At 69.6% G+C, this 24,506-nt stretch carries 23 protein-coding genes; 8 read left to right on the forward strand and 15 right to left on the reverse strand.

What is annotated here, in order from left to right; all coding sequences use genetic code 11:
* Positions 1–99: 99 nt before the first annotated feature.
* Entirely contained in the window at positions 100–924 is an 825-nt protein-coding gene (locus CHC11_RS12475) for an IclR family transcriptional regulator (protein ID WP_143227039.1), read from the forward strand.
* Between the two features lie 381 nt (positions 925–1,305).
* Here the strand turns inward: CHC11_RS12475 and CHC11_RS42050 are convergent, their stop codons facing one another.
* From CHC11_RS42050 to CHC11_RS42065, 4 genes are read right to left on the reverse strand one after another with little or no spacing between them, the layout of a single operon-like run.
* A complete protein-coding gene (locus tag CHC11_RS42050; protein ID WP_218826048.1) occupies positions 1,306–1,494 on the reverse strand; it encodes a hypothetical protein in 189 nt (62 codons plus the stop codon).
* A 57-nt stretch (positions 1,495–1,551) separates the two neighbouring features.
* Positions 1,552–2,058: a helix-turn-helix domain-containing protein gene (locus CHC11_RS42055; RefSeq protein WP_218826049.1), complete on the reverse strand. Its 507-nt coding sequence runs from the start codon at positions 2,056–2,058 to the stop codon at positions 1,552–1,554.
* Between the two features lie 54 nt (positions 2,059–2,112).
* Positions 2,113–2,589: a reverse transcriptase domain-containing protein gene (locus tag CHC11_RS42060; protein WP_342749981.1), complete on the reverse strand. Its 477-nt coding sequence runs from the start codon at positions 2,587–2,589 to the stop codon at positions 2,113–2,115.
* 15 nt (positions 2,590–2,604) lie between these two features.
* The gene (locus CHC11_RS42065; protein ID WP_143227040.1) at positions 2,605–2,811 is read right to left on the reverse strand and encodes a hypothetical protein; all 207 of its coding nucleotides are present in this window, start codon (positions 2,809–2,811) and stop codon (positions 2,605–2,607) included.
* A 1,027-nt stretch (positions 2,812–3,838) separates the two neighbouring features.
* On the opposite strand from CHC11_RS42065, the gene CHC11_RS40245 reads away from it, so the two are divergent.
* A complete protein-coding gene (locus CHC11_RS40245; protein ID WP_143227041.1) occupies positions 3,839–4,672 on the forward strand; it encodes a hypothetical protein in 834 nt (277 codons plus the stop codon).
* 323 nt (positions 4,673–4,995) lie between these two features.
* Here the strand turns inward: CHC11_RS40245 and CHC11_RS12490 are convergent, their stop codons facing one another.
* Complete coding sequence (locus tag CHC11_RS12490) at positions 4,996–5,757, reverse strand: hypothetical protein (protein ID WP_218826051.1); 762 nt, start codon at positions 5,755–5,757, stop codon at positions 4,996–4,998.
* Here CHC11_RS12490 and CHC11_RS12495 point away from each other — a divergent pair.
* Entirely contained in the window at positions 5,756–6,400 is a 645-nt protein-coding gene (locus CHC11_RS12495; RefSeq protein ID WP_218826052.1) for a transposase family protein, read from the forward strand. The genes CHC11_RS12490 and CHC11_RS12495 overlap by 2 nt on opposite strands.
* Positions 6,401–6,508: 108 nt before the next feature.
* On the opposite strand, the gene CHC11_RS12500 is transcribed toward CHC11_RS12495, so the two are convergent.
* Entirely contained in the window at positions 6,509–7,147 is a 639-nt protein-coding gene (locus CHC11_RS12500; protein ID WP_425427305.1) for a response regulator, read from the reverse strand.
* Between the two features lie 498 nt (positions 7,148–7,645).
* Here CHC11_RS12500 and CHC11_RS12510 point away from each other — a divergent pair, with 498 nt between their 5' ends.
* On the forward strand, positions 7,646–8,740 hold the full coding sequence (locus CHC11_RS12510) for a sensor histidine kinase (RefSeq protein WP_089311865.1): 1,095 nt from the start codon (positions 7,646–7,648) through the stop codon (positions 8,738–8,740).
* A gap of 270 nt (positions 8,741–9,010) precedes the next feature.
* Positions 9,011–9,817, forward strand: coding sequence for a glutamate ligase domain-containing protein (locus CHC11_RS12515; protein WP_143227042.1), 807 nt, complete (start codon positions 9,011–9,013; stop codon positions 9,815–9,817).
* A gap of 45 nt (positions 9,818–9,862) precedes the next feature.
* Here CHC11_RS12515 and CHC11_RS12520 read toward each other — a convergent pair whose 3' ends face one another.
* From CHC11_RS12520 to CHC11_RS12560, 9 genes are all read right to left on the reverse strand, one after another.
* A complete protein-coding gene (locus CHC11_RS12520; RefSeq protein ID WP_089311867.1) occupies positions 9,863–11,473 on the reverse strand; it encodes a phytoene desaturase family protein in 1,611 nt (536 codons plus the stop codon).
* 18 nt (positions 11,474–11,491) lie between these two features.
* A complete protein-coding gene (locus CHC11_RS12525) occupies positions 11,492–12,430 on the reverse strand; it encodes an amidohydrolase family protein (protein WP_089311868.1) in 939 nt (312 codons plus the stop codon).
* 99 nt (positions 12,431–12,529) lie between these two features.
* Positions 12,530–13,318 (reverse strand): alpha/beta fold hydrolase, encoded by a 789-nt coding sequence (locus CHC11_RS12530; protein ID WP_089311869.1) that lies wholly within the window; start codon positions 13,316–13,318, stop codon positions 12,530–12,532.
* 49 nt (positions 13,319–13,367) lie between these two features.
* On the reverse strand, positions 13,368–14,375 hold the full coding sequence (locus CHC11_RS12535) for a PDR/VanB family oxidoreductase (protein ID WP_245919130.1): 1,008 nt from the start codon (positions 14,373–14,375) through the stop codon (positions 13,368–13,370).
* Positions 14,372–15,538, reverse strand: coding sequence for a cytochrome P450 (locus CHC11_RS12540; protein ID WP_089311870.1), 1,167 nt, complete (start codon positions 15,536–15,538; stop codon positions 14,372–14,374). The genes CHC11_RS12535 and CHC11_RS12540 overlap by 4 nt, the downstream gene beginning before the upstream one ends.
* Before the next feature lie 308 nt (positions 15,539–15,846).
* On the reverse strand, positions 15,847–16,899 hold the full coding sequence (locus CHC11_RS12545; RefSeq protein ID WP_089311871.1) for an ABC transporter permease: 1,053 nt from the start codon (positions 16,897–16,899) through the stop codon (positions 15,847–15,849).
* On the reverse strand, positions 16,896–18,401 hold the full coding sequence (locus tag CHC11_RS12550; RefSeq protein WP_089311872.1) for a sugar ABC transporter ATP-binding protein: 1,506 nt from the start codon (positions 18,399–18,401) through the stop codon (positions 16,896–16,898). Before CHC11_RS12550 ends, CHC11_RS12545 begins: the two co-directional genes overlap by 4 nt.
* A complete protein-coding gene (locus CHC11_RS12555) occupies positions 18,394–19,380 on the reverse strand; it encodes a sugar ABC transporter substrate-binding protein (RefSeq protein WP_179278819.1) in 987 nt (328 codons plus the stop codon). The genes CHC11_RS12550 and CHC11_RS12555 overlap by 8 nt, the downstream gene beginning before the upstream one ends.
* Positions 19,381–19,931: 551 nt before the next feature.
* Positions 19,932–20,873 (reverse strand): LysR family transcriptional regulator, encoded by a 942-nt coding sequence (locus CHC11_RS12560; protein ID WP_089311874.1) that lies wholly within the window; start codon positions 20,871–20,873, stop codon positions 19,932–19,934.
* A gap of 77 nt (positions 20,874–20,950) precedes the next feature.
* On the opposite strand from CHC11_RS12560, the gene CHC11_RS12565 reads away from it, so the two are divergent.
* The 3 genes from CHC11_RS12565 (at position 20,951) to CHC11_RS12575 (ending at position 24,504) form a co-directional block, all read left to right on the forward strand.
* A complete protein-coding gene (locus CHC11_RS12565; protein ID WP_089311875.1) occupies positions 20,951–21,712 on the forward strand; it encodes an SDR family NAD(P)-dependent oxidoreductase in 762 nt (253 codons plus the stop codon).
* 70 nt (positions 21,713–21,782) lie between these two features.
* Complete coding sequence (locus tag CHC11_RS12570; RefSeq protein ID WP_089311876.1) at positions 21,783–22,877, forward strand: Ldh family oxidoreductase; 1,095 nt, start codon at positions 21,783–21,785, stop codon at positions 22,875–22,877.
* Positions 22,870–24,504, forward strand: coding sequence for a phytoene desaturase family protein (locus CHC11_RS12575; protein ID WP_089311877.1), 1,635 nt, complete (start codon positions 22,870–22,872; stop codon positions 24,502–24,504). The genes CHC11_RS12570 and CHC11_RS12575 overlap by 8 nt, the downstream gene beginning before the upstream one ends.
* Positions 24,505–24,506: the final 2 nt, after the last annotated feature.

Genomic DNA, 24,506 nt, shown 5'->3' on the forward strand with positions numbered 1-24,506 from the left:
CCCTCCTGACTACGGCCAGAGCGCTTCCCCGGTACAAAGATCGACGAGGACGGCGGCGCGGGAGTGAACCATCCGCCGTAGTGGGCTAACATCTTGCCTGTGGCTCGTACATCGAACAGTCCTTCGCCTAGTGATGTCGAGGGCGGCAAGAAGGACGGTATCCAGTCCGTCTCGCGCGCTCTCGCGATCCTGGAGCTGTTCAACGAGAGACGCCCCGAGCTCACCACGAGCGAGATCGCCTCGTTGACCGGACTCAACCGCGCAACCGCATACCGCTTCTGCCAGACGCTGCTGAGTCTCGGCTACCTGGAGGAAATTCAGTCCAGGACCTTTCGTCCCGGCCTCAAGGCGATCTCCCTGGCGCGTGCGGCACTGAGCAGTCGGGAACTGCCGGAAATGGCGCGCCCTCATCTCCAGCGGCTGCGCGAGAGCACCGGCGAAACGGTCAACATGGCTCTTCTGAGCGGCGCGGAGGTGGTCTACGTCGCGCGCCTGCTCAACGACGACCTCCTGGCGCTGCGGCTGTTCGTCGGAAGCCGGCTGCCCGTCCACGCCACCTCACTCGGGCGTGCGATCCTCGCGTTCCTGCCCCCCGAGGAGATCGAGCAGATCCTCGGCGACCGCGCACTGGAGGCCGTCACCCAGTACACGATCACCGACCGCGACAAGCTCACCCAGGAACTCGACCGCATCCGCAGCCGCGGATACTCCCTGAACGACGAGGAGATGGTCCTGGGCATCCGCGGAGTCGGCGCCCCCGTCTTCAACGCGTCCGGCCGCCCCATCGCCGCGATCAACGTCTCGATCGCCCGCCCGCTGGACAAGGCTGAACTGAGGGACGTGATAGCCCCCCAGGTCGTCGAGACCGCCCGCACCATCAGCACCCTGGTGACCGAGCTGGCGATCGACTCCCACCACCGCTGACCAGGCCCTGCGGTTGCCGAGAACCACGTCCGCGCAAGTCAAGCGGCATGCTCGTACTCGTTGAGGATTCCGCCCGGCCGTTGCCTTCTTCGGAGGTTCAGGTGGGCGACCTCGTCGGATTCGGTGATCGGTGGAGGCAGCGGCTTCACCGGGCGGTCGTTGGGGATGCCCGATAAGGCCGATGCTCGTTGTAGAAGGTCTCGAAATCACGGAGCGCGTGAAGCAGGTGCCACTGGTTCCAGATCAACATGCGGTCCAGGAGCTCGCGGCGGCAGGTCCGCACCCACCGCTCCATGAGCGAATGCATTTTGGGCATCCGCCCCCGGTGAGCATCACCCGGATACCCGCATCGGCCAGGACGGCGTCGAACACCTCGGGGAACTAGCCATCGCAGTCGCGGATCAGGAACCGCGCCCGGCAGCCGGCGTCCTCCAAGTCCATGACCAGGTTCCGCGCCGCCGGCGTCACCCACGCTGCGGTCGGATGAGCGGTTGCGCCCAACACTCGGACGCGGCGAGTGTGATGTTCGATGACCGCCAGCACGTACATGCGCGCGCCGGTGAGGGTCACGGTCTCCAGGAAGTCACACGCCAGCAGCGCCTCGGCTTGCGAGCGCAGGAAGTCGGCTCAGGTGGTGGCGGAACGCTCGGGCGCCGGATCAGTGCCGGCGTCGTTGAGGATCTCCCCGACGGTGGAGGCCGCGACGTTGACGCCGAGCACCAGCAACTCACCGTGCACTCGCCGGTAGCCCCAACCCGGATTCCCCCGCACCAAACGCAGCACCAGCAGCCGGATGGAGCGAACGGTGGGCGGGCGCCCCGGCAGCTTGTTTTTGGACCGGGCGGCATGCCGACCCGCGATCAGGTCCCGGTGCCAGCGCAGCACCGTGTCCGGCCGCACCAGCAACCGCATCCGCCGCAGCACCCCCGAAGGCAACCGGTGCAGCAGCGCCGCCACAAACGCCCGGTCCGCCGTAGTGAATAGCACCCGCTTCCCGGCAAGCTGGCGCTCCAGCACGGCGATCTGGTGCCGCAACACCAGGATCTCGGTGTCCTTGTCCCGATCGGTCAGTGGAAGAAGACGCAGCACCGCGGACGCGTTGGTCACGGTCATGCAGGCCAGTCGCAACAGCACAGCCGCCCATCATCCCGCGGCAACCACCACGCCGCAGCCTGTCCTTGCGACTGATCAAGCCCCGCGTCGGAGCCCCCTGCGCCTCTCACCTGCACGGACGTAGTTTTCGGCAGGCACAGGGCTGCCGGTGACCTCGCGTCGTACCTGCCCGTCCCCCATCACCCCGGCGCGCAGGATCTGCCGCAGGAGTTTCAGGACGGTACGGTCACAGACGCGTTCCTCGACCGCTCGCATCAACTCATCGTGCGGGATCGCCGTGAAGCAGTCGGCGATATCCGTCTCCACCACCCACCGGCGCCCTTTCGCCTGCTCGTCGAAGAGCACTTGCAGGGCGTCATGGGCTGACCGCCGGGGCCGAAAACCGAACGAGCAGTCGCGCATGCCCGCCTCAAAGACCGGTTCGGCCGTGATCTTTAAAGCGACTTGCACGACCCGGTCCCGAACAGCCGGGATCGACAACGGCCGCCATTCGTCCCTGACCCCCGGCTTGGAAATCAGAATTCGACGAGCGGGCAGCGCAGCGGACGACAGTGGCCCTCCCGAAGCTCAGCAGCCAATTCCTCCATGAGCCGGGGCAATCCCGTACTCCTCGACTTCGGCCAGGGTGATCCAGTCAATGCCCGGTGCGCCGCTGTTCACGCGCACCACCACCCACGCGCGTTGCAGAACGTCTCTGCGATAGACCTTGTCCATCAACGCGTGGAACCTGCGTCCGGGATCGGCCTTGGCCGCCCGGTAGAGCACATGCTGCAAGGCTCGGACCGGATCACGCGGCACTGAGGGCCGACGCGATCCCAAAGCGGCGGGAATAGCCTGACCGGCACTCACCGGGCCTCTTCCTCAACATCACATGCATCGACGAAGCAGTGGCCCTTCCCTCACCGCCGGTTGTGTTGTCCGGTCGGCTCGATCAGTACTACGGCCACCTCCGACGCCCTTCCGGCACGCCACCCACTTCCCGAGGTCATCGGTTATAAGGTGCGACACTCCAGCAACAATATCCGCAGGTCGCTGGGCCGGAGAGAGCCTCTCCAGTTCCCGCCGCCACTATCGGCACGTTCCGCGCCCCATACGCCGGGAAGTTTCTCACGCCTGCCTCCAGGCTCTTCACCGCTTCCATGGCCTTCACCTCGATTCCGAGAGGTTCGGCACTCCCTTGCCCCACCCTCACGGGCGGATGGGTAACGACGCCGCAGGCTTCGCTTCACGCTACGGACCGCACCGTCACTCCCCCATCATGGCCTTTGACGTTGGACTTCGACCCCGCCCTTCGGACGAAACCGCCAGCCTGCTACCGGGCCTCTGGCAGCTACTCGGACCGGACTCACACCGGCAAGCGACGACGAGCTTTCGAACAAGATCAGCCGCTCACGCGGCATCACCTCCCGTTCTGCTGGGCGCACGAAAAAGGCTCACTGATCCAGACCACCATGAAAGCGTGATCAGGTAACACCTCAAAGTCCTCTAACATCATGCTTCAGCCGACCGTCCGCGTTGGGGCATGATTCGTCAGTCAGCCGCCGCTTACACTTCGACCCGCGCCCGGACGGCCAGCGAGAGGAGTCGACACGGACCTCAAGAATAAGTCACGATCATACGGACGTTTTTGGTCGACCAATTTAGCGAAAATAACGGTTGCGCAACAAGTGCAGTCGTCGGCGTTGCGCGACGAAGAAGGCGCCTATATGGTGCCAAAAGTATTCCCACGCGCGCAGCCGTATTAGCGTAGCAGACGTCAACGGCACAGCTATCGACTCAACTAGTCGGAAATGGGGTTGCGATGAATCGAGAAACGCAAGGAGACCTGCGTAGTCGCCGCCCCGGGAAGATATACTATCTCTTAGTCATCCTATTCGCGGCAGTCTTTGTCGGCTTGGGTACAGTCGTCGGATCGGCTCTTATCCCGAGCGCCTGGCCGCGCGATCCGCTCGGAATTTTCGCGGCAATCGTCGCCGTCCTGATATTTACCGCTACAGCCGCAATCACAATCGTCATCCCCGGAGATATCGATGACATTGCCCGCTCCTTGGCGAACCGGCCGCTAAAAGAGCTCGGCAAGAAGGCGGTACTGGAGCGGCAGCGCAGGGTTCTGGTCGCTGTCACCACGCTTCTAGCCATCATAGTGGTCACCGCGTGGCAGCTCAATCTCTCCGTCATAATCGCTCCGTCCAAGAACGCCAACCTCGGAGGATTGGACCTAGAGCACTATTGTCGAAACTATGGGTTCAATGGAAACGAGAAAGAAGGAGAGAAGTTCTTCTGCTCAACGGAGATCGGCGCAACTCAGAAGAACTCCGCCAGATTGTCCCTGAACGGCGCCTGCATCTGGGACAAGGGGCAACAGTCCACATTTAAACTGAGGAGCCCGAACAATCCGTACAGCGGCGAATGTTACAACGCAAATCACACCCCCATCGGGGGAGTCGGAAACATGTCTGGCTATTGCGAACATGTCTTTAAGGGAATGTCGAAGATCCAGGCGACCGTTGCGGACGCCAAATGGGTATGCCGATCAGCGATCGACATGAAATTGGCCTGTGCCTGGTCATATCAAGAGCTGGACGTCGAAGCCCGCATGGACGTCAACACTGACCAATGGAATTGTTATAAATAGATGTGGGGTCGCCCCGGGCAGGGAAGACCGCAAACACAGAGCCTTTTCCATCTTGATCGTGGTGGTTCATAGAGGGTTGCGGTGACCGGTTGCATCACAGTGGCAAGCGCCACCGTTAAGACGAGCCCGTCCGGTGGGCTAATCGATGTGCGTGATACCAAGGGCTCCGCCGAACAGACGCTGCGCGTCGAGCTTGGCCGCTTCCGACCCACTCCACGACCAGGGCGGGCAGAACCGGCCGCACCATGATCAGCCCGCATCGGAACGCGGCAACGGCCCGCTTCACCGGACAGCCATCAGGTTCGCGCAGGTGCTGCGGGACCTCAGGCCGGCGGCGTGTCGGTCAGCAGGTCGAAGGAAAGACCGCTCGAGCGTCCGCCGCGGCCGGTGTCGCGGCGCACGGTGAGCCATACGACGACCTGGCCCGTGCGTGTGCGGGTGCGATTGTAAGCGGCGGTCAGGCAGGTGCCCGTGAGCGGTACCTCCTCCTCGTTGACGAAGTACGACTGGCCGGCGTCGAAGCCCTCGCGCAGCAAGGCGGTGCGCGGCGGGACCGCCTGGGTGGCGTCGACCTCCCTCGGCATCGCGGCGCGCTGCAACTGCACGCTGCGGTCGTCGCCGGGGACGTGGACCGGGATGAACGGAATCCAGTTCTCCGGCACGGAGCTCATCACCTGATAGGCGACCGGGGCGCGCGGATCGCCCGGCGGCGTGGGCGGGTGCAGCCGACGGCGGAACGCGAGCGTCTCGGCGGCCGCCTCCGCGCCGGGCCGGCCCTCGCCGGTGGCCATCCGCACGGTCTGCTCGATGCCCCACACCATGTTGGCGCTCTCATCCCGCACCAGCGCGACCTCTTCCAGCCCTGGGCCGTCCGCCACCTTCGGCGTGCCGGGCGGCAGGAGCAGCCCCGCCGTGTCTCCCAGGGTGAACATGGACCAGCTCTGCCAGTCGTGGGCGGCGCCCGTTCCGGCCGGAGAGATCCAGCGCCGTGCGCCGAACACGTCGGTCACCGCGAGCCCCTGGACCGCCGCGAACGTGCCGGCCGGCACGTCGCACGGCAGCGCCGGGCACTGCCGGCGGGGCATGCAGGCGCTGATGCCCTTGGCCTACTTGAAGAACGGCGAGACGTTCGCGCAGCTCGGCGCCGGGTTCGGGGTCGGAACCACCACCGCCTGGCGGTACGTCAACGAGACGGTGACGCTGCTGTCGGCCCGCTCCCCCAAACTCAGCCGGGCGCTGGCCAAAGCGAAGAAGGACGGCCTGCTCTACCTGGTCATGGATGGCACGCTGATCCCGATTGACCGGGTGAAGGCCGACCGGCCGTTCTACTCGGGCAAACACAAGAAGCACGGCGTGAACCTGCAGGTGCTCGCGTCACCGGACGGGACCGTGGTGTCGGTGTCGGGGCCGCTGCCCGGCTCGGTGCACGACCTGAAGGCCGCCCGGATCTGGGGCCTGGTCCGCGAACTGGCCGCCGCCGGACTCCTGGTGCTGGCCGACAAGGGCTACGTCGGCGCCGGCCCGCACGTCAAGACGCCGCACAAGGGGCAGAAACAAGCCCGAGCCGCTCAGGGACGCCAACCGCTCCCACGCCAAGCTCCCGGCCCCGGTGAACGCGCCAACGCCCAGCTCAAGCACTGGAAGATCCTGACCAAGCTACGCTGCTGCCCCCACCGGGCCCCGCGTCGTGTCAACGACGCGGGGCATCGATCGGCGGAGCAGCCTTGAGCTTGTCCAGTCACGCGGCCCCGAGCCGATGGGGGCCCGCCGGAAGATTTCTAACGGGCGTCCAGGTATGCGAGGACGGCCAAGACGCGCCGATGGTCGTCGTCGGTGTCACCGAGCGGGAGCTTGGTGAGAATGCTGTGCATGCTTCTCGACCGTTCCCTCGGCGACCCAGAGTTCACGGGCTATGCCGACGTTGGAGAGCCCCTGTGCCATCAGCGCGAGCACGTCGCGCTCACGCGGGGTGAGAATCCCCAGGGGATCATCGCGCCGCTGGGCCGCGACGAGTTCCTGCACCACTGACGGGTCGACGACCGAGCCGCCTCTGATGAGCCGCTGCAGCGTCTGGATGAACTCCGCCACGTCGGTGACGCGGCTCTTGAGCATGTAATTGATCCCCCGCCCGCCAGCGAGCAATTCCATCGCGGGCTCCACCTCGACGTACGCAGAGAGCACGGCGATGCTGATCTGGGGATGCCAGTCCCGGATGGTCCGCGCCGCCCGCAGGCCCTCGTCGGTCTGCGTAGGGGGCATGCGTATGTCGACGATGGCCAGGTCGGGTCGACGCTCGCTGACCAGTACGAGCAACTGCGAGGCGTCCTCCGCCTGTCCCACCACCTCGAAGCCGGAGCGGCCCAGCAGACTCGCGATGCCCTCGCGGAGCAGTACGTCGTCGTCCGCCAGCACCACGCGGGTGGACGCCGAGGCGTCATCGCCCTGCGTCGTCCGGGTGTCTCCGACTGCATCCATCCCAAGAACAGCATATATGGGTCTGTCCGAGATCAGGAAATATGCTGGTCAGATGACGGGGACCCGGACAAGACGCGGCGAGGGAACATCGCTCCCGTCCGGCATGGACGGGACCCGCCATCTGCGCCCCGCATTCATCGCGCTGGCGCCCCTCGGAGCCGAGCGAGCGATCTCCCCGTGGGCGGCCGCCCACGAGGCACCGGTCGTCGAGGTGGTCTTGGCCTCGCTGACCGTTCCAGTTCTGATCATCATCATCACGTCGATCGTGCTCGTCGGCCTGGGACTCGGTCTCCTGTGCTGGGCCGTCTCCCGGCGGCGAAGGACGGCGGCCATGGCCCACCGGCCCACGGCCGGTCCCTCCGACTCGGGCACGTCCGAGGACCGCCTCGCTCGGGGCCTGCACCCGCATCGCTCGCCGGACGCCCGGCCCGGCATGCTCGCAGAACACCCGGCGGAGCCACGCTTCGAGGGTGAGCAGGCCGCGTTGCGCGGATCGCGATGCTCGTCGCATCCGGGGCGGCGCCGTCCGAGGTGTACGCCGCGATGGCCAAGGAGATCGCGCTGGCGGCGGGGACCAACGGCGCCTCCCTCTCTCGGTTCGAGGCTGACCGCACAGTCCTGGTGGTGGGCAGGTACAGCAGGATCGGATCAGGGCTCTCGGTGGGCACCCGGGTGTCGACCGAAGGCCAGAACCTAGCGGCCAAGGTCCTTCGCACCGGCAAGCCCAGCCGGATCGACAGTTACGCCGACGCCCCCGGTGACCTCGCCGCGTCCCTGCGCCGGTACGGCATCGGCGCGGCGGTGGCCGTGCCGGTCGTCGTCAACGGCCGGTTGTGGGGACTGGCCGCCGCCTCCAATCGCAAGGCCCCCCTGCCCGACGGGATCGAATGGCGGCTCTCCCGTTTCACCGATCTGCTCGGCACCGCCATCGCCAACGCCCAGGCACGTGACGACCTCATCGCCTCTCGGGCGCGGGTGGTGGCGGCGACCGACCAGACCCGCCAGCGCATCGAACGCGACCTGCACGACGGCACCCAGCAAAGACTCATCTCCCTGGCGCTGGACCTGCGCGCCGTCGAAGCCCTCGTTCCAGCGGAACAGCCCGAACTGCGGTCCAGGGTCGCGGCGATCGCCGGCGGACTGGCCGCCGCTCTGGAGGAACTGCGGGAGATCTCCCGCGGCATCCACCCCGCCATCCTGAGCGAGGGAGGCCTGCGGCCCGCGCTCAGGGCACTGGCCCGGCGGTGCCCTGTCGCCGCGGATCTCGATGTGCGGGTCGAGGGCAGGCTCCCCCAGGCCACAGAGGTCGCCGCCTACTACTTCGTGGCGGAGGCGTTGGCCAACGTCGCCAAGCACGCGCGTGCCAGGTCCGTCCAGGTCCGGGCGGAGGTCGGCGGCGACAGGCTGGCCCTGTGCGTGAGCGACGACGGCCTGGGAGGTGCGGACCCCTCGGCAGGCTCGGGACTGATCGGACTCACCGATCGAATCGAGGCGCTGGGCGGAACGATCGCGATCAACAGCCCTCCCGGCGGCGGTACCCGGTTGGAGGCCCTGCTGCCCGCCGGCCCGGCTCCGGCCGCGCGTACCAGCTAGCTGGTATTCCGCGTACCCGTTCACCCCGAGACCCTCGCCCGCCGCCCGAACGTCCGCCCCTCCGACCGCGGCCAGGCGCTTCGGAAGGTCGTGGACTCCCCTCTGTCCATCGCGGTGGCCGGGCTCCGCGGCAATACGTGCACGGGCGCGATGCTCGCCCATATCCTGAGCGTCCTAGAAAGCGCGCCTTCCTGGATCCTCGGGGCGGATCTGGTCGGATACGGTCTCCGGTCACGGGTCGGGCAGGGCGCAGGCGGCCCTCTGATACTGGTGGCCACTTCGTCCGTGTCGGCCGAGTTCGCACCCGACCTGTGCGTGTTCGGCGGGACCGATTCTGGCGAGGTCCCCGCATGGATCGACCAGGTCGCCACGGTGATCGCCCCGCACAGGGAGAAGTTCCAGCTCGCTAAAGGCGCAGGCCTCGACAACCTGGTGACCTACGGTCCTGGTCCCGGAGCGACCTGGACCGTGGACTCCCGGTGGTCCGGGAGCGGGTGCCGCATCGTCGCCCGAGGCCCGACCCGCGAAGTCCTCTGGGCGGACGTGCCCGTGCCCGCACACGCGGACAACGCCATGGCGGCGCTGGGCGCCGCCATGGCCCTCGGCATCGCCCCCATGGAGGCGGCCGCGGCCCTGGAGAGCTACCGGGGGGTACACCGGCACCTCACCATCGCGGGCCGGACGCACTCCGTGACCGTGATCGACTCGGTGGCCCGACATCATGATTCGATCAGCGCGGACCTCGCCGCCGCCCGGGAACTGACGGGCGGACAGGGCCGGGTACGCGTCCTGGCAGTCGCCGATCCCTCGCTCGCGCACACCATCACGGTCTCCGCGCGGCAGGCCGTCGAACAGGTCGTGACGCTTGAGCCTCCCAGGCCCTCGCACCGCATCCACCGCATCGTCGGTGCCCGGCGCCCCGACACCGGCCGGGCGGTCAAGGCGATCACTGATCAAACCCGGCCGGGGGACGTGGTCGTGGTCGTCGGCACCGAGCCGCCCGCCGAGCACCTCGCCGGTGAGGTTCTCGACGGCCTCGGTGGGACGGGGCCCCGGGGCTACCAGGCGGCCTCCTGAACCGAGAGCCCGCCGGGCCACGGCCTCCGGAATGTCCCCCCACGACTACCGGCGCGCGCGGAGCCGTCGCCGGCCGCCGTGAGCGTCCCGGAGCACCTGCCGCGCGGTCAGCCGCCCGGACGCCGCGTTGGTACCGGCCCCCGGCCAGGTCGCCGCGCCGGTCAGGTAGAGCCCGGGGACCGCGGTGCGGTAGCGGCTGTGGCCGGCGAGCGGACGGAACATGAAGTTCTGGGTGAGGTGGTGGCTACCGGCGCCGTTGTCTCCTCCGACCAGGTTCGGGTTCGCCTCCTCCAGGTCGCGGGGGGTGTGCGCGGCGTACGCCGCGACCAGGCCGGTGACACCGGGCGCGTACCGCTCGAGCTTGGACAGCACCCGTTCGGTCATCGCGTCGGCGACGTCCGGCCATTGCCGCCCTGGGATGACGTCGGCGGCGTCGCCGCGAACCTTCGCCGGCACCGCGCGGACCTGTACCCACAGCGTGTCGCGGCCGGCGGGCGCCCTGCCCGGGTCGATCGCCGAGGTCTGCCCGACGACGAGCAGCGGATCGGCGGGCAGCAGTCCGGCCTGTGCCTCCGCGTAGGTGCGGGCAAGATCGTCCACGTACGGGGCGACGTGGACATAACCGAAACGGAAGAGGTCCCCTCCCGCGGCCCACGGTACCGGGCCGTCCAGGGCCAGGTGGAGCATCAGCGTTCCGGGACCGTACCGGTAGGAGCGGACCCCGCGCCGGACGCTGGCGGGAACCCCCGCCTGGGGGAGCAACCGTTCGTAGAGGGCGCGCGGCCCGACGTTGGCGATCACCGCACGACGCGCCGCCACGCGGGTACCGTCGGTCGTGCGGACCCCGACCGCGTGCCCGTTACGGCACAGGACACGGTCGACCTCCACGCCGGTGCGGACGGTGCCGCCGCCCTCGGCGACGACGGCGGCGAGCGCCTCGGGCAGGCGTCCCGCCCCTCCCTCCACCACGGCCATCCCGGTCTCCATGTCAGAGAAGATCTCCAGGATCGGGAAGACGGCGCCGCCCGTGACATCGGGGGCGAAATCGAGGTGCATCCCCCAGCAGGCCGCCATCGCCCGCGCCTCCCGGGTGGCGAACCGGGACTCCCCCAGTTCCCGGGTGCTCATCAGCAGCGTCCGTACCAGCTCACCGGCCCCGCGGAGCCTGTGCCGCGCCAGCAGTCGCGCCGCCTCACAGGCGGCTGCGGCCGAGGGCAGGGCACAGCCGTAGAACCCGAACAGGTGCGGGGCGAACCGCTGGTAGAAGCGGTACAGGTCGGCGAACCCTTCGGCGTCACCGGCGTCGTGCGCGGCCAGCCCGTCGAGGGTGCGTTCGTACCCGCGGTAGACCCGCAGGCTCTGGCCACCGGGGAACGCGTTCGCGAACGGCCGGTCGCAGACCCGGAAGCGCAACCCGTGGCGGGCCAGGTCCGGGCCGAAGTCGGCGTGGACCTGGGACGCGACGAAAAGGTTCTGGTTGGTGGCGTACAGGTCGTGCACGAACCCTGGAAGGGTGACCTCCCCGCTGGCGATGGCACCGCCGACGGCTCCGGCCTGCTCCAGGACGGCGACCGACCATCCGGCGCGCACCAGGTAAAGCGCTGCCACCAGCCCGTTATGGCCGCCCCCGATGACGACGGCGTCGTACTCTTCCATCTGCCTCGTCGCTCCCTTCTACCATCCGAGCCACGCTTCGGCGTTGCTCACCCCGACGCGCCGGGTGAACGCCGTTCCGCGGTGGGCGACGAGGCCGACCGGGTCGGCGGTCCCCATCGGGAACGGCCAGTCGCTGCCGAGCACCACCCGGTCGGCCCCGAAGACCGTGACGGCCAGGTCCACCACGGCAGGGTCGTGGGCCAGGCAGTCGACGAACAGCCGCCGGAGTGCGTGCGCGGGGGGTTCGGTCTCGGACGGTATCCCCGGTCTGGCGGTGTCCGCACCGCGCTGCCATCGGCCGGCCACGGCCGGCATGACACCCCCGCAGTGGACGAGGAGCACCTTGAGCGCCGGGTGACGCGACAGCACGCCGCCGAACACCAGTTGCGCCGCCGCCAGCCCGGTCTCAGACGGGTTGCCGAGCAGGTTCTCGAGGTAGAACTCGCGCAGCCGGATGTCGGGCGACGCCCCAGGGTGCAGCATGAGCGGGCGTCGGTCGGCCTCCAGCGCCGCCCAGAGCGGGTCCAGGCTGGAGTCGGCCAGGGACACCGAGAGGCCGCCGGCGGCCGCCGCCACCCCGACGAACCGAGGGTCTCGCCCGATGCGCCGGTACTCGGCGAGGGCCACCTCGGGGTGCTCCAGCGGAAGGTACGCCAAAGGAGCCAGCCGCGGTGCCCCTGCGACGGCGGCGAGCAGCCCTTCGTTCGCCACGCGCACCCAGGCGGGCGTCCATTCGATCGGCAGCGCCTGCCGGTAGAACGGCGGCGGCAGCGAGACCACCGCGCCGTCCAGGCCGGCCTTGCCCAGGTGCTCCTCCAGGCGTTCCGCGTGGTAGAGGTCCACCGGTCCGACGGGACGGCCGTCGACCGCGAGGGCGCCGTCCGGCGCGCGCTCGATCCCCGGCGGAAGCTCTCCGAGGGCCGGGGCGAGATGGGTGTGCAGGTCATAGCCGGGCATCGTTCGGTCAGTTCTCCTTGTCTTCGCCGCGCCCGCTGATCGCAGGATCGGCGCGCGCGGCGGGGGCGGACGGCGGTCCAGGAGCCGTGCGGGTCCGTCTCAGGCCAGGAAGCGGCCGAGCTCGGACGCCAGCTCACGGGGCCGTTCCAGGGGGACGAGATGGCCGCACCCCTCGATCTCGACCAGCGACACGCGCCTCCCCAGCCCGATCATCCGTCCCGCGTCCTCCTCGCTCAGGACGGAGCTGTGCTGGCCGCGAAGGAGCAGCGTCTCCCGCTCGTTGCGCCGCCACGTCTCCCAGTGGTCCTCGTCCTGGAACTGCCACCGCACGAGCAACGCGGGATCGATCTTCTTCTGGAACCCCTCGGGGCAGGGCGCCGTCGAGAGGCAGGCCTCGCGTTCGGCCACCTCCGGCGTCGCCTCCGGTGCGATGGCCATGACGGCCCGCACGCCGTCGGCGGCGGTGCGGAACGTCCCTCGCAGCGGCGGCACCTCCAGGGCGGACCGGCTCGACGAGGGCGGAATGTCGATGACCGCGAGCCTGTCGACACGTTGGTCGCGTTTCGCCAGATCCAGAGCGATCAGCCCGCCCCAGGAGAAGCCGACGACCCGGACCCGCCGGAGGCCGAGCCGGTCGATGACCGCGGCGAGCTGCTCGGCCTGGGCGGCGGACGAGTAGTCCCGGTTCTCGATCCATGAGCTGTCCCCGTAGCCGAGCAGGTCGGCCGACGCCCACCCGAGCGGGCGCGGCAACGCGTCGATCGTCGCCTCGAACGTCCACGCGGAGCCGCCCGCGCCGTGGAGGAAGAGCGTGTCGATCGGACCGTCGCCGTGCAGGAGGTGGGTCCGGCGGTCACCGACCGAGACGTAGCTGTGGTTCACCCGCATCGCATTCTCCCTTGGGGACCCGTCTGACGGGCCTGAACGGGGTCACAGGTCACAGGTCCAGCACCAGCCGCGGCCCGGCGGCACGGGAAACGCAGATCATCATCCGGTCTCCGGCCGCCCGCTGCTCGTCGGTCAGGTAGGCGTCGCGGTGGTCGACCGCCCCGTCCAGCACCGCGGTCTCGCACGTGCCGCAGGTTCCCTCCGAGCACGAGTACATGACCCCGACCCCGGCCTCCTCGGCGACGTCGACGATCCTCTCGCCGGGTCCGACGACCAGCGTGACGCCGCTCAGCTCGCAGACGACCTCGAACGGGGCGGCCCTCGCGGGTTCCGCGGGTGCCCGGTTGCGGAACCGCTCGATGCGGAGGGTGTCCCGCGGCCATCGCTCGGCGCGCCGCGTCACCGCCTCCAGCAGCCCCTCGGGGCCGCAGCAGTAGACGAGCGTGCCGTCCGCCGGGGTATCCAGGATCGCGTCCAGGTCGAGCAGGCCGCAGACGTCCTGCGGGATCAGCGTCACGCGGTCGCCAAAGCCCGCCAGCTCGTCCAGGAACGCCATCGAATCCCGGGATCCCCCGCCGTAGTAGAGGTGCCAGGCCGCTCCCCGCCGCTCCGCCTCGGCCAGCATCGGCAGGATCGGGGTGACGCCGATCCCTCCGGCGACGAAGACGTACCGCTGCGCCGTGTCGAGGGGGAAGTTGTTCCGCGGGCCGCGGACTCGTACCTCGTCGCCGGCCTGGAGGACGTCATGGACGTAGGCGGATCCGCCCCGGCTGTCGGTCTCCCTCAGGACGCCGATCCGCCACACCGTGTTCCGGCGCGGATCACCGCACAGGGAGTACTGCCGGATCAGGCCGTTCCCGAGCACGAGGTCGACATGGGCGCCGGGAGACCAGGCGGGCAGCGCCCGCCCGTTGGGCGCCGTGAGTTCGAGGACGACCACGCCGCGTGCGACGGCGACCTTGCCGACGACGCGGAGGCGCAGTTCGGCCTCGCCGGTTCCCGCGGCGGGCTCGCGGTCGCGCGAGGCCGCGGAACTCGTGATCACACTCGCGGTCACGCCGCCTCCGCGTCCCAGACGAGCGTCAGCTTCTTGAAGCCCCTCGCGAAGAAGATGGTGTCCCGGACGGCGGCGTCCGCACCGTGGGCCAGGCGCAGACCGGGAAGGCGCTCGAGGAGCCGGGGAATGGCGATCTTCAACTGGAGCCTGGCGAGCGGCGCGCCGAGGCAGGCGTGCACGCCTTTCCCGAAGGCCAGGTGGGTGGTCGCCGAGTCTCGCGTGACGTCGAAGGCGTCGGGATCGGGGAACACGCTCTGGTCCCGGTTTCCCGAGCCCCAGTGCACCATGACCCGCGCTCCGGCCGGAAGGGCGACGCCGCCCAGCACGGTGTCCTCGCGGACGGTGCGGAACAGCCCCTGCGCCGGCGACTCGAACCGGAGGATCTCCTCGACCATCGTCGGGATCAGGTCAGGGTCACGGCGAACCGCCTCCAGTTGCTCCGGAGCGGCCAGCAAGGTCGTGAGACCGTTGCCGATGGCCCGGGTCACGGTGACGTGACCGGCGATGATGAGGTTCATCGGGACCCGCATCGCCTCCACCGTCGTGAGCGGCTCGCGGCCGGCGATGCGGGCGGTGAGGAGTTCGGCCATCAGGTCCGAGCCGCCCTCGCGCTCCCTCCGGCGCAGCTCCTCCATGAAGTAGCGCTGCATGGAGACGACGTCCGAGGCGCAGGCCATCAGCTCCTCCGGCGGGTCGGTCGCCTGCATCAGCCGCAGCCAGCTGTAGCTCCAGCGGTGGAGCAGCGGGACGTCCTTTCTGGGGACGCCGAGGATGTCGGCGATGGCGGCCAGCGGCAGGTGCCACGCGAACCGCTCGATGATGTCGGCCCGCCCCTCGGCCGCGAAGCCGTCGATGAGCTCGTCGGTCATCCGCCGGACCGGGCCCTCCATCTCCTGGATGCGCCGGGGGGTGAACGCCTTCGAGACCAGCAACCTCAGGCGGCGGTGCACGTCTCCGTCGCTGTCGGTCAGGGTCGGCGACAGCGGCCATCCCTCCGCGAGGACCGCGAGCGCCGGAGCGGGAAGGGGCCGTACCGATGCCCGCACCGCGTTCTCGGAGGAGAACGTCTTGGTGTCCCTGACGACCGCCAGCACATCCTCATGCCGGGTGACGATCCACAGGTCGTGCTCCTGCGCGTAGAACACCGGGCACTCGGCGCGCATCCGGGAATAAAGGGGGTAGGGGTCAGCCAATTGCTCGGGCGAGAGCGGATCGAAGTGGACCGGGCACTCATTTATCACTGGACACCTCCGGGTCGCGATTGAAGAAGAATTCGTGCGGGATGTTCGATACGAACATAAACGCACTTCTCCTCAGCGTATGCATTGATCCCGTCACGCGGAAACAATCATCAGCGATACCGGCCATTGACCTCGATGATGATCCTGGGAGTGAAGACCATCGACGGCATGCGAGCAGTTCAGGCCACCGCAACGGATCCCGGCGCCATATGCGCGGCGGACCGGGCCGCCTAGCCGCGCGCCTGCCCGAGCGACGCCGCGGCGCGCCTGCGCCGTTGCGCGCTGAACTGCGCTATCGCCACCGCGATCAGGAGAGCGCAGCCGTTGAAGAACTGCTCGATGTAGAACGCGGCTCCGAGTTGCTGCAACCCGGTTATCCCGGTCGCCAGGAAATATACGGCGATCAGCGTTCCCCAGGCGTTGAACCGGCCTGGGCGAAGTACCGCCGCGCCGAGGAAGACACCGGCGAACGCCGGAAGCAGGAACTGCCCGCCGACCTCCGGACTCGCGGCGCCGAGGATCATCACCTGCAGTATCCCGGCGAACCCCGAAATGACACCGGCGATGGCGAAGGACGTGATCGTCATCCGCCGGACGTTGATTCCGGAAAGCAGCGAGGCGCGGGGATTGCCGCCCACGGCGAACGCCCGCCGCCCCCAGCGGGTGTACTCCAGCAGTGCCCACAACGCCAGGACGATGACGAGGACGTACACGAACGGCAACGGGATCCCGGCCGCGCTCGACCGGCCGGCGTCGGTGAAGGCTCCGGGAAACGCCCCGATGATCTGGCCGCCGCCCGTGTACAACTGCGTCAGCCCCACGGCGAGCGTTCCGGTGGCGAGGGTCGTGACGAACGCGTTGATCCGGACGACGGCCACGAGCAGGCCGTTGGCCACGCCGAAGACGCCGCCCACCACCAGGACGACCAGCAGCGAGAGCCAGGCCGGCAGCCCCTGCTTCACGATGAGCCCCGCGCACAGCGCCTGCGCGAGCCCGAACTGGGAGGCCACGGACAGGTCGAACTGACCGACCACCAGCGGCACCAGGGCGGCCAGCGCGAGGATGGCGACGACGGCCTTCGTCGAGGCGATGGTCTGCGCCGTCAGCGGCCGCAGGAACACGTCGGTGTTGAGGACCGCGAAGACGACGATGAGAAGCGCCCAGACGACGAGCAACCCGTACCGCGCGCCCATCCTGGCCACGAGGTCGCGGGAGCCCCCCTGCGCGCCGCCCGCCGGTCCGGACGGCGCGTCCTGCTTCGCCGTGGCCCTTGAGGTGGTCATGCGACCTCCCGCGCTCGGTAGCTCTCTGTGATCAGACGCTGTTCGGTGAGGTCGGCGCCGCTCAGCACGGCGCCGACCCGGCCGTCGCGCATGACGACGGCGCGGTGCGCCTCGGACACGACCTCGGAGAAATCCGTCGAGGCGAGCACCACCGGCACTCCCGTGTCCGCCGTCTGGCGGATGAGGCGGTGGATCGCCACCCGGGCCCCGATGTCCACGCCGACGGTCGGATCGTCGAGCACGAGCAGCCCGGGGGTGCCCGAAAGGGCCCGGCCGATCGCGACCTTCTGCTGGTTGCCGCCGCTCAGCGTGACCACCGGCAACTCGGACGCCTGGGGCGGCCGGACGTCGTAGCGGGCGATCAGGTCGTCCGCTGCCCGCCGCTCACGACGCGGACGCAGGAACCGTCCGCCGTGGCAGTAGTGCGCCAGGAAGAGGTTCTCCCGGACGCACAGGTCGGGCGCGATGCCCTCCTGCCGGTCGCCCGCCACGTAGCGGCTGCCCCGGCCCGCGGCGCCCACGGGGTCGCCGAGGGGGAACCGCCGCCCGCGCAGCGACGCCGTCCCCTCCTGCGGGCGCTGAGCCCCGGCGAGGCAGCGCACCACCTCGTGAGCACCCGAGCCGACCAGCCCGGTGAACGCGACGACCTCGCCCGCGTTGACCGTGAAGTTCAGGGTGGCGTGGTGGGGGGTGGCGCGCAGATCCTCGACCCGCAGCACCGGCGTGCCCGCTGACGCGTGCGACTCACCGCTGCGGGGCGCCAGCGCGGCGACGTACCGGCCGACGAGCCATTCGACCAGTTGGTCGTGCGTCACATCGGCCGGACGCGCGGATGCGATGCGCCGCCCGTCCCGCAGCACCGTGACGGCGTCCGCCATGTCGAACACCTCCCCCAGCCGGTGCGTCACGAAGAGGAAGGCCGTGCCCTGCCGGCATGCCTGGTGGAGCAGATCCTTCAGCCGTGCGACCTCGGGTGTGGGAAGGCTGGCGGTCACCTCGTCGAGCACGATGAGGTGCGCCTCGGCCGAGAAGGCCCGCGCGACCGCCACCATCACCTTCTCGGCCTGTGCGAGGTCGCCGACGCGCCGGCGCGGATCGATGTCCACGCCCAACCGGCCGAGCACCTCGCGGACTCGGCGCCGCGAGGCTCCGAAGCGGATGAGTCCGCCCCGGGAACTGAAGTCCGACGTGAGGCAGATGTTCTCAGTGACGTCCAGATCGTCGACGAGGCCGAGGTCCTGGTGCACGAACCGCATCCTGGCGGCCGCCGCATCGGCGAGGCGGTGCCGCGGCCGCAGCGGCCTGCCCGCCACGGTCACCTGGCCCGCGTCCGCCGTATGGACTCCCGCGAGGATCTTGATGAGCGTGGATTTGCCGGCCCCGTTCTCACCCAGCAGGGCGTGGATCTCACCCGGGGCGATCCGCATGTCCACGCCGCTCAGGACCGTCTGGCCGAGGAACGACTTGGCCAGGCCGTCGACGCGCAGGGCCGGTTCAGTCATTCGCAGCCGTGCCCTTCGTCCAGCGCTCGGTGAGGTGCTTCCTGAAGTCGGCCTCGGTCTCCCACAGCTCGGCCGGCATGGTGCCCTTGGTGAACAGGCGGCTGGGCAGGACGTAGTCCCGTCCCGGCTCGCCGCTCAGCGCCCTGATGAGCAGGTCGGCGGCCAGCCAGCCCTGGAGGGAGTAGCTCTCGACGATGTCCATCGCCTGGACGCCGGTCCGCACGAGCCGGTAGTTCGGGCTGTTGCCGTCGTAGCCGACGAGCTTGACGGCGCCGGCCCGGCCCGCCATCTGGATGCCCTGGGAGGCGAACAGCGAGTGGTTGTCCGTGGCGCCCACGACGTAGTCGGCGTCGGGGTGCTTCTGCAGCGCGGCGGTGATCGCGCCTGGCAGCCGGGTCGAAAGCGTCGCGAGCGTCGAGTTGACGGTCGCCACCACCTCGCACCCGCCGCACTTCTTCAGCTGGGAGTTGAACGCGGTGCTGCGTTGGCCGAGTTCGACGAACTCCGCGTCGACGACCTCGATGACCTTGGCCTTGCCCTTGGAGTCGGCGATGATCCAGTTGGCCGCGAGCGTGCCCTGGGCGGGATGGTCGGGCCTGACGTGCCCGTAGATCCCATCACCCGCGACGACCGGCTGGAACATCGTCACCACGGGGATGTCGGCGGCCTTGGCCTTGGCGAGGGCGTCCTTCACCAGTGCCGGCGCCACCGCCGACAGGACGATCGCGTCGGCCTTGGTCGTGATCGCGTTGAGGATCGCCGAGTTCCACACCGCCGGATCGCCCTTGCCGTCGATGACCTTGACCTCCCAGCCGAACTGGCGGGTCGCCTCCCCGACGGCCTGGGCGGACAGCGGGCAGCCGTCCCCCTCGTTCGTGCACGTGACGGCGACGATGCGCTTGTTCCGCGGGGCCTTGGAAGACCTGTCCGGAAGAGTCAGCGAGGTCACCGGCGCGGACCCGGCGGTGACCGCCTTCACGGCCTCAGGGACGATCGCGCTGCCGGCATCGCCAAGCGGTGCTCCGGATCCCGATCCCTCACTGGACGCACAGCCGCCGAGTGCCAGGGCTCCGGCGAGAAGCACCGCCGCCCCTTTCCATCGATACATTTCGAGCCTCCTAGGTCACCACGCAGCGAATCGGATGGTCGAGCACCTCTGGACGGGGAGCGTCCGGCTCGACGGCTACTCGAGTCCGGCCGTGACGGCCGGAGGAAATGGAGGGGAGCCCGTCAGGAAGAGGGTCCGGCGTGGGACGGGCGTTCGGCACGCCGGGCGCCACCCACCGAACGAAGTGGTCAGCGAACCATCCTGGGGGCCGGGTCGCGTCAGCCCGGATATGGTGTGCGGGCATTAGATGATCGAATGATCCGGGATGCCCGCTCTCCGTTCTTCTAGTTCGCTACGGACTCTAAGGCCGACAGATCAGCGGCGGAAGCGCGTGCTGTCGATACACATCATCACTCTCGTTGATACCGGGGAGCCGTTTCCGGGGGCCGCCGGCGAGGTTCGCGCGACCCCGGTGCCGGGGGTCACAGGCTCCGCGCGAGTTCGACGATCCGGCCCCGCAGCCATCGGTGGGCCGGGTCCTCCGTTCGACGCGGGTTCCAGTAGAGCGTCTCGTGAATGGAGCGCAGGGGCAGCGGGCAGTCGACGATGCGGAGCCGTGCCACGTCGGCGAGCTGCTTCGCGAGCCGCTCCAACGCGAAGCTCGCCAGCCGGGTGCCGCCGACCAGGAACGAGGCGACCACGAACTCCTGGGCGGTGACGTCGACCTGCAGGCGCAGCCCCAGCGCATCAAGCTCCGAGTCGACGATCGACAGGATGCCCGCGCTGTAGGCGACGAACCGCAGGGAGGCGAGCTGCTCGACCGTCACCGTCTCCCCCACATCGGGATTGTCCCGGTCGACGATCAGTACGTAACGATCGGTGAACAGCGGCTCGTACGGAAAGGCGACCCTGCCCCGGGACAGCTCGGTCGGGATGATGACCATGTCGGCATGCCCCCGGCGCAGCCGGTCGGCGAAGTCCGGCTCGAACGAGCGGACTCCGATACGGACGTGCGGCGCCTCTTCCGCGATCGCGGCCAGCAGCGGGCGCAGGAGCACCATGGTGACGTAGTCCGCCGCCATGATGGTGAACGCCGCGTGGTCCGTCCGCGGATCGAAGTCCGGGGAGCGCACGAAGACCGCCTCCGCCGCGGAGAGCGCCTCCCGCACCGGATCGACCAATGTCTCGGCCAGCGGCGTCCGCACCAGGTTTCGCCCCTGCCTGATCAACAACTGGTCGTCGAAATGCCTCCGCAGTCTGGCCAGTGACGCGCTCATCGCGGGCTGGCCGACGGAGGTGCGTTCGGCCGCCCGCGTGACGTTGCATTCACTGAGCAACGCGTCCAGGGCGACGAGAAGGTTGAGATCGATGCTCGCGAGCCCCACGGCGCCCCCCAGCGAGACCATCGGTCGGATCGATGACATCCATCGATATCAATCGTTTCTGATCCACCAACGCTACCAGTACGTTCATCGCCAAGACCTGGCGAAAGGACGGCCGGATGGAGCACAGGCGAGAGAACGACGAAGTGGTCATCGTCACGGGCGGCGCCAAGGGCATCGGCCTGGCCTACTGCCAGGCGCTCGGCCGGGCCGGCTACCGCGTGGCGGTCGCCGACATCACCGACCCCGGGCAGGTCGTAGCGCTGATCAATGACTCCGGCGGTGAGGCGATGGCCGTCGAGGTCGACGTCACCGACGAGGCGGCCACGTACCGGATGGCCGAGGAGGTCGCCGAAAGATGGGGCCGGATCGATGGGCTCGTCAATAACGCCGGATACTTCTCCTCCATCGAGAAGACGTCGTTCGACCAATTGGACGTCGACGAGTGGGACCTGGTATTCCAGGTCAATGTCCGCGGTACCTGGCTATGCTGCCGCTCGGTTTTTCCCTATATGCGGGACCGCGGTTACGGAAAGATCATCAACACTTCGTCGATGACCGTTGCCACCGCCGTGCCCTACTTTCTTCATTATGTCGCCTCCAAATCCGCGATAGTGGGCCTCACCCGGGCGCTGGCGCGCGAGGCCGGGCCCCACGGAATCGCGGTGAACACGATCTCCCCGTGCTACGTGCCGCACGATCCGGCCTACACGTCCCGGCAGGACGCCGCCATGGGAGAAACGATCATCAGGGAGCGCTGCATCCAGCGCGAGATGACACAGGACGACCTGGTCGGCACGATGCTCTACCTCATCGGCCACGGCTCGGACTTCGTCACCGGCCAGAACCTCTACGTCAACGGCGGCCGGGCGTTCACCTGAGAGTCCGGTCGCACACTTCAGGGCGCAGCGTCTCGACGGCGCCCCATCGCAGACATCCGCAGGGGGGACCATGGCAGGCACGACGACAGTGCCGGCGGACTGGCTCATCGATACGGTGACCGGCGTCTTCCGCGGCTACGGCCTGTCCGAGCGCGCCGCGAGGACGGTGGCCGAGTCGCTCGTGGTCGCCGACATGCGCGGCACGGCCTCGCACGGCGTGCTGCTGGTCCCGATGTACCTGCGGCGGCTGCGCGACCGTTCGGTGACCGCCCGGGAGCGCGCGGAGGTCGTGATCGACTGGGGCGCGGTCGCCGTCCTGGACGCGCGGCATGCGCTGGGCCAGCTGACCGGCGACCAGGCCATGGACATCGCGGTGGCCAAGGCGCGCGCCCACGGCGTCGGCGCCGTCACGGTCCGGCACGCCTTCCATTTCGGTGCCGCCGCCCGGTACGCGGCGGCGGCCGCCGCCGCGGGCTGCATCGGGGTCGCGGCGGCCAACACCCGGCCGCTGATGCCGGCCCCCGGAGGAGCGGAGCCGGTAACGGGCAACAATCCCCTGGCCATCGCCCTCCCTCGCTCCGGCGGCGCTCCGGTCGTGCTCGACATGGCGCTGTCCGAGGCGGCGCTCGGCAAGATCCGGCTCGCGGCGCAGGAGGACCGGCCGATACCGGCGCACTGGGCCACGGACGCGCAAGGTCGGCCGACGACCGACCCGCAGGCGGCACTGGCCGGAATGCTTCTGCCCGCGGCGGGCCCCAAGGGTTACGGGCTCGCCCTAACGATCGACGTGCTCGCGGGCGTGCTCTCGGGCGGCGCATACGGCTCGGGGGTGAACGGACTGTACAAGGACACCGCTGTGCCGAACGACTGCGCCCACTTCTTCCTCGCCCTGGACGTGGCCGCCTTCGGCGATCCCGGACGGTTCGCCGAGCGCCTCGAGGACCTGCTAGGCCAGGTCACCGGCGCCCGGCGGACGCCGGGGACGGACCTGCTGCTCCTGCCGGGGCAGTTGGAGGAGACGCGTGCCGCCGTCGCTCGCGAGAAGGGCGTGCCGGTCTCGGACGGCGCGCTGCGGGCACTTCTGGAGGAGGCGGAGCGGGTGGGGCTCACGCTCCCCCTCCCGCCAGGAGTGGCAGCAGCCGGAGAGAGGAGAGCGGATGACTGACGCGACGGACGCGATCGTGATCGGTTCCGGGGTGAACGGCCTGGTCGCCGCGGCCGAGCTCGCGGGTTCCGGCTGGTCGGTGACGCTGGTCGAGGCGAACAGCCGGCTGGGCGGCTTCATCGCCACGGACGAGCGCACGCTTCCCGGTTATCTCCACGACACGTTCTCCTCCTGGCACCCCCTGTTCGTCTCCGGTCCCGGCTACGCGCGACTCGGCGAGGAGTTGCACCGCCACGGCCTGACGTACCGCAACACAGACGGTCCGCTCACCGCGAGCGTCGCCGACGACGGGCGCGTCGTGGTCGCCGACCGCGACCCCGAGGCGACCGCCGCCGGTTTCGCGGACGCCGAGGACCGCCGGCGCTACCTGGCGGCGCTCGGACGGCTCGCGGACAACGCCGACCAGATCGGCGCGCTCCTGGGATCGGAGATCACCGCCACCGCGCTGCTGCGGAACGCCGGCACGATGGTCCGCCGCCTGGGAAGGGCGGGCGCGGAGGCCTGGGCGCGTGACCTGGCCACCAGCGGCCGCGCCTGGTGCCGCCGCGAGTTCAACGGTCCGGAGGTCGACCACCTGTGGGCGCCTTGGCTGCTGCACGCCGGGCTCTCCCCCGACCACGCCTCGGGCGGTTTCATGATCCCGGTCCTGGCGGCGACGATGCACGGATCGGGACTGCCGGTGGTGGAAGGGGGCGCCGGTCGCTTCGTCGCGGCCTTCGAGTCGCTCCTTCGCTCCCGTGGAGTGGAGATCCTCACCGGCACGACCGTGGAGCGGATAGCGGTCGAAGGCGGGCGCGCGACCGGTGTCGTGGCCGGTGGCCGGACCCTGCGGGCGGCCCGCGCCATCGTCGCGTCCGTGACTCCGACAGCGCTGTACGGGCGGCTGCTGCCACCCGGCTCGGTCAGTGACACGGTGCTGCGCCAGGCGCGCGGCTTCCGGTACGGACGCGGCGAGATGCAGATACATGTCGCTCTGTCCGCACCGCCCAGCTGGCGCGACGAGCGGCTGGCCCGTGTCCCCCTCCTGCACGTGTCCGACGGCTCCGCGAGCACGGGCATCGCCTGCGCCCAGGCCGAAGCCGGACTGCTCCCCGACCGGCCGACCGTGGTCGTGGGCCGGCAGGACGTGCTCGATCCGTCCCGCGTGCCCGAGGGCGCCGCCGCCCTGTGGTTCCAGCTCCAGGAAACGCCCTTCGCGCCGGTCGGCGACGCCGCCGGGGAACTCGACGCGGCGGGGGCCTGGACCCCTGAACTGGCCCGGGGGTATGCCGCGCGTGTGCTCGACCGTGTCGAACGGCATGCCCCCGGCCTCCACGGAAAGGTCCTCGCCATCGACGTGATCACTCCGGCCGACCTCGCGGCGGGCAACCCGAACGCCGAGTTCGGCGATCCCTACGGCGGCTCCGCCGAGCTGGACCAGAACTTCTTCTGGCGACCGCTTCCCGGCGCCCGGCGCCACAGCACACCCGTGCGCGGGCTCTGGCACATCGGGGCCTCGACGCATCCGGGCGCGGGCCTCAACGGCGCGTCGGGGCACCTCGTGGCCGAGGCGCTGACCGCGCCCCGCCCGGCCGGCGCCCGCGTCCGCGCCGCCGCGCGCCTCGGTCGCCGCCGCACCGCCCGCTGACC

It is taken from the genome of Actinomadura mexicana (assembly GCF_900188105.1).
Lineage (GTDB): Bacteria > Actinomycetota > Actinomycetes > Streptosporangiales > Streptosporangiaceae > Spirillospora > Spirillospora mexicana.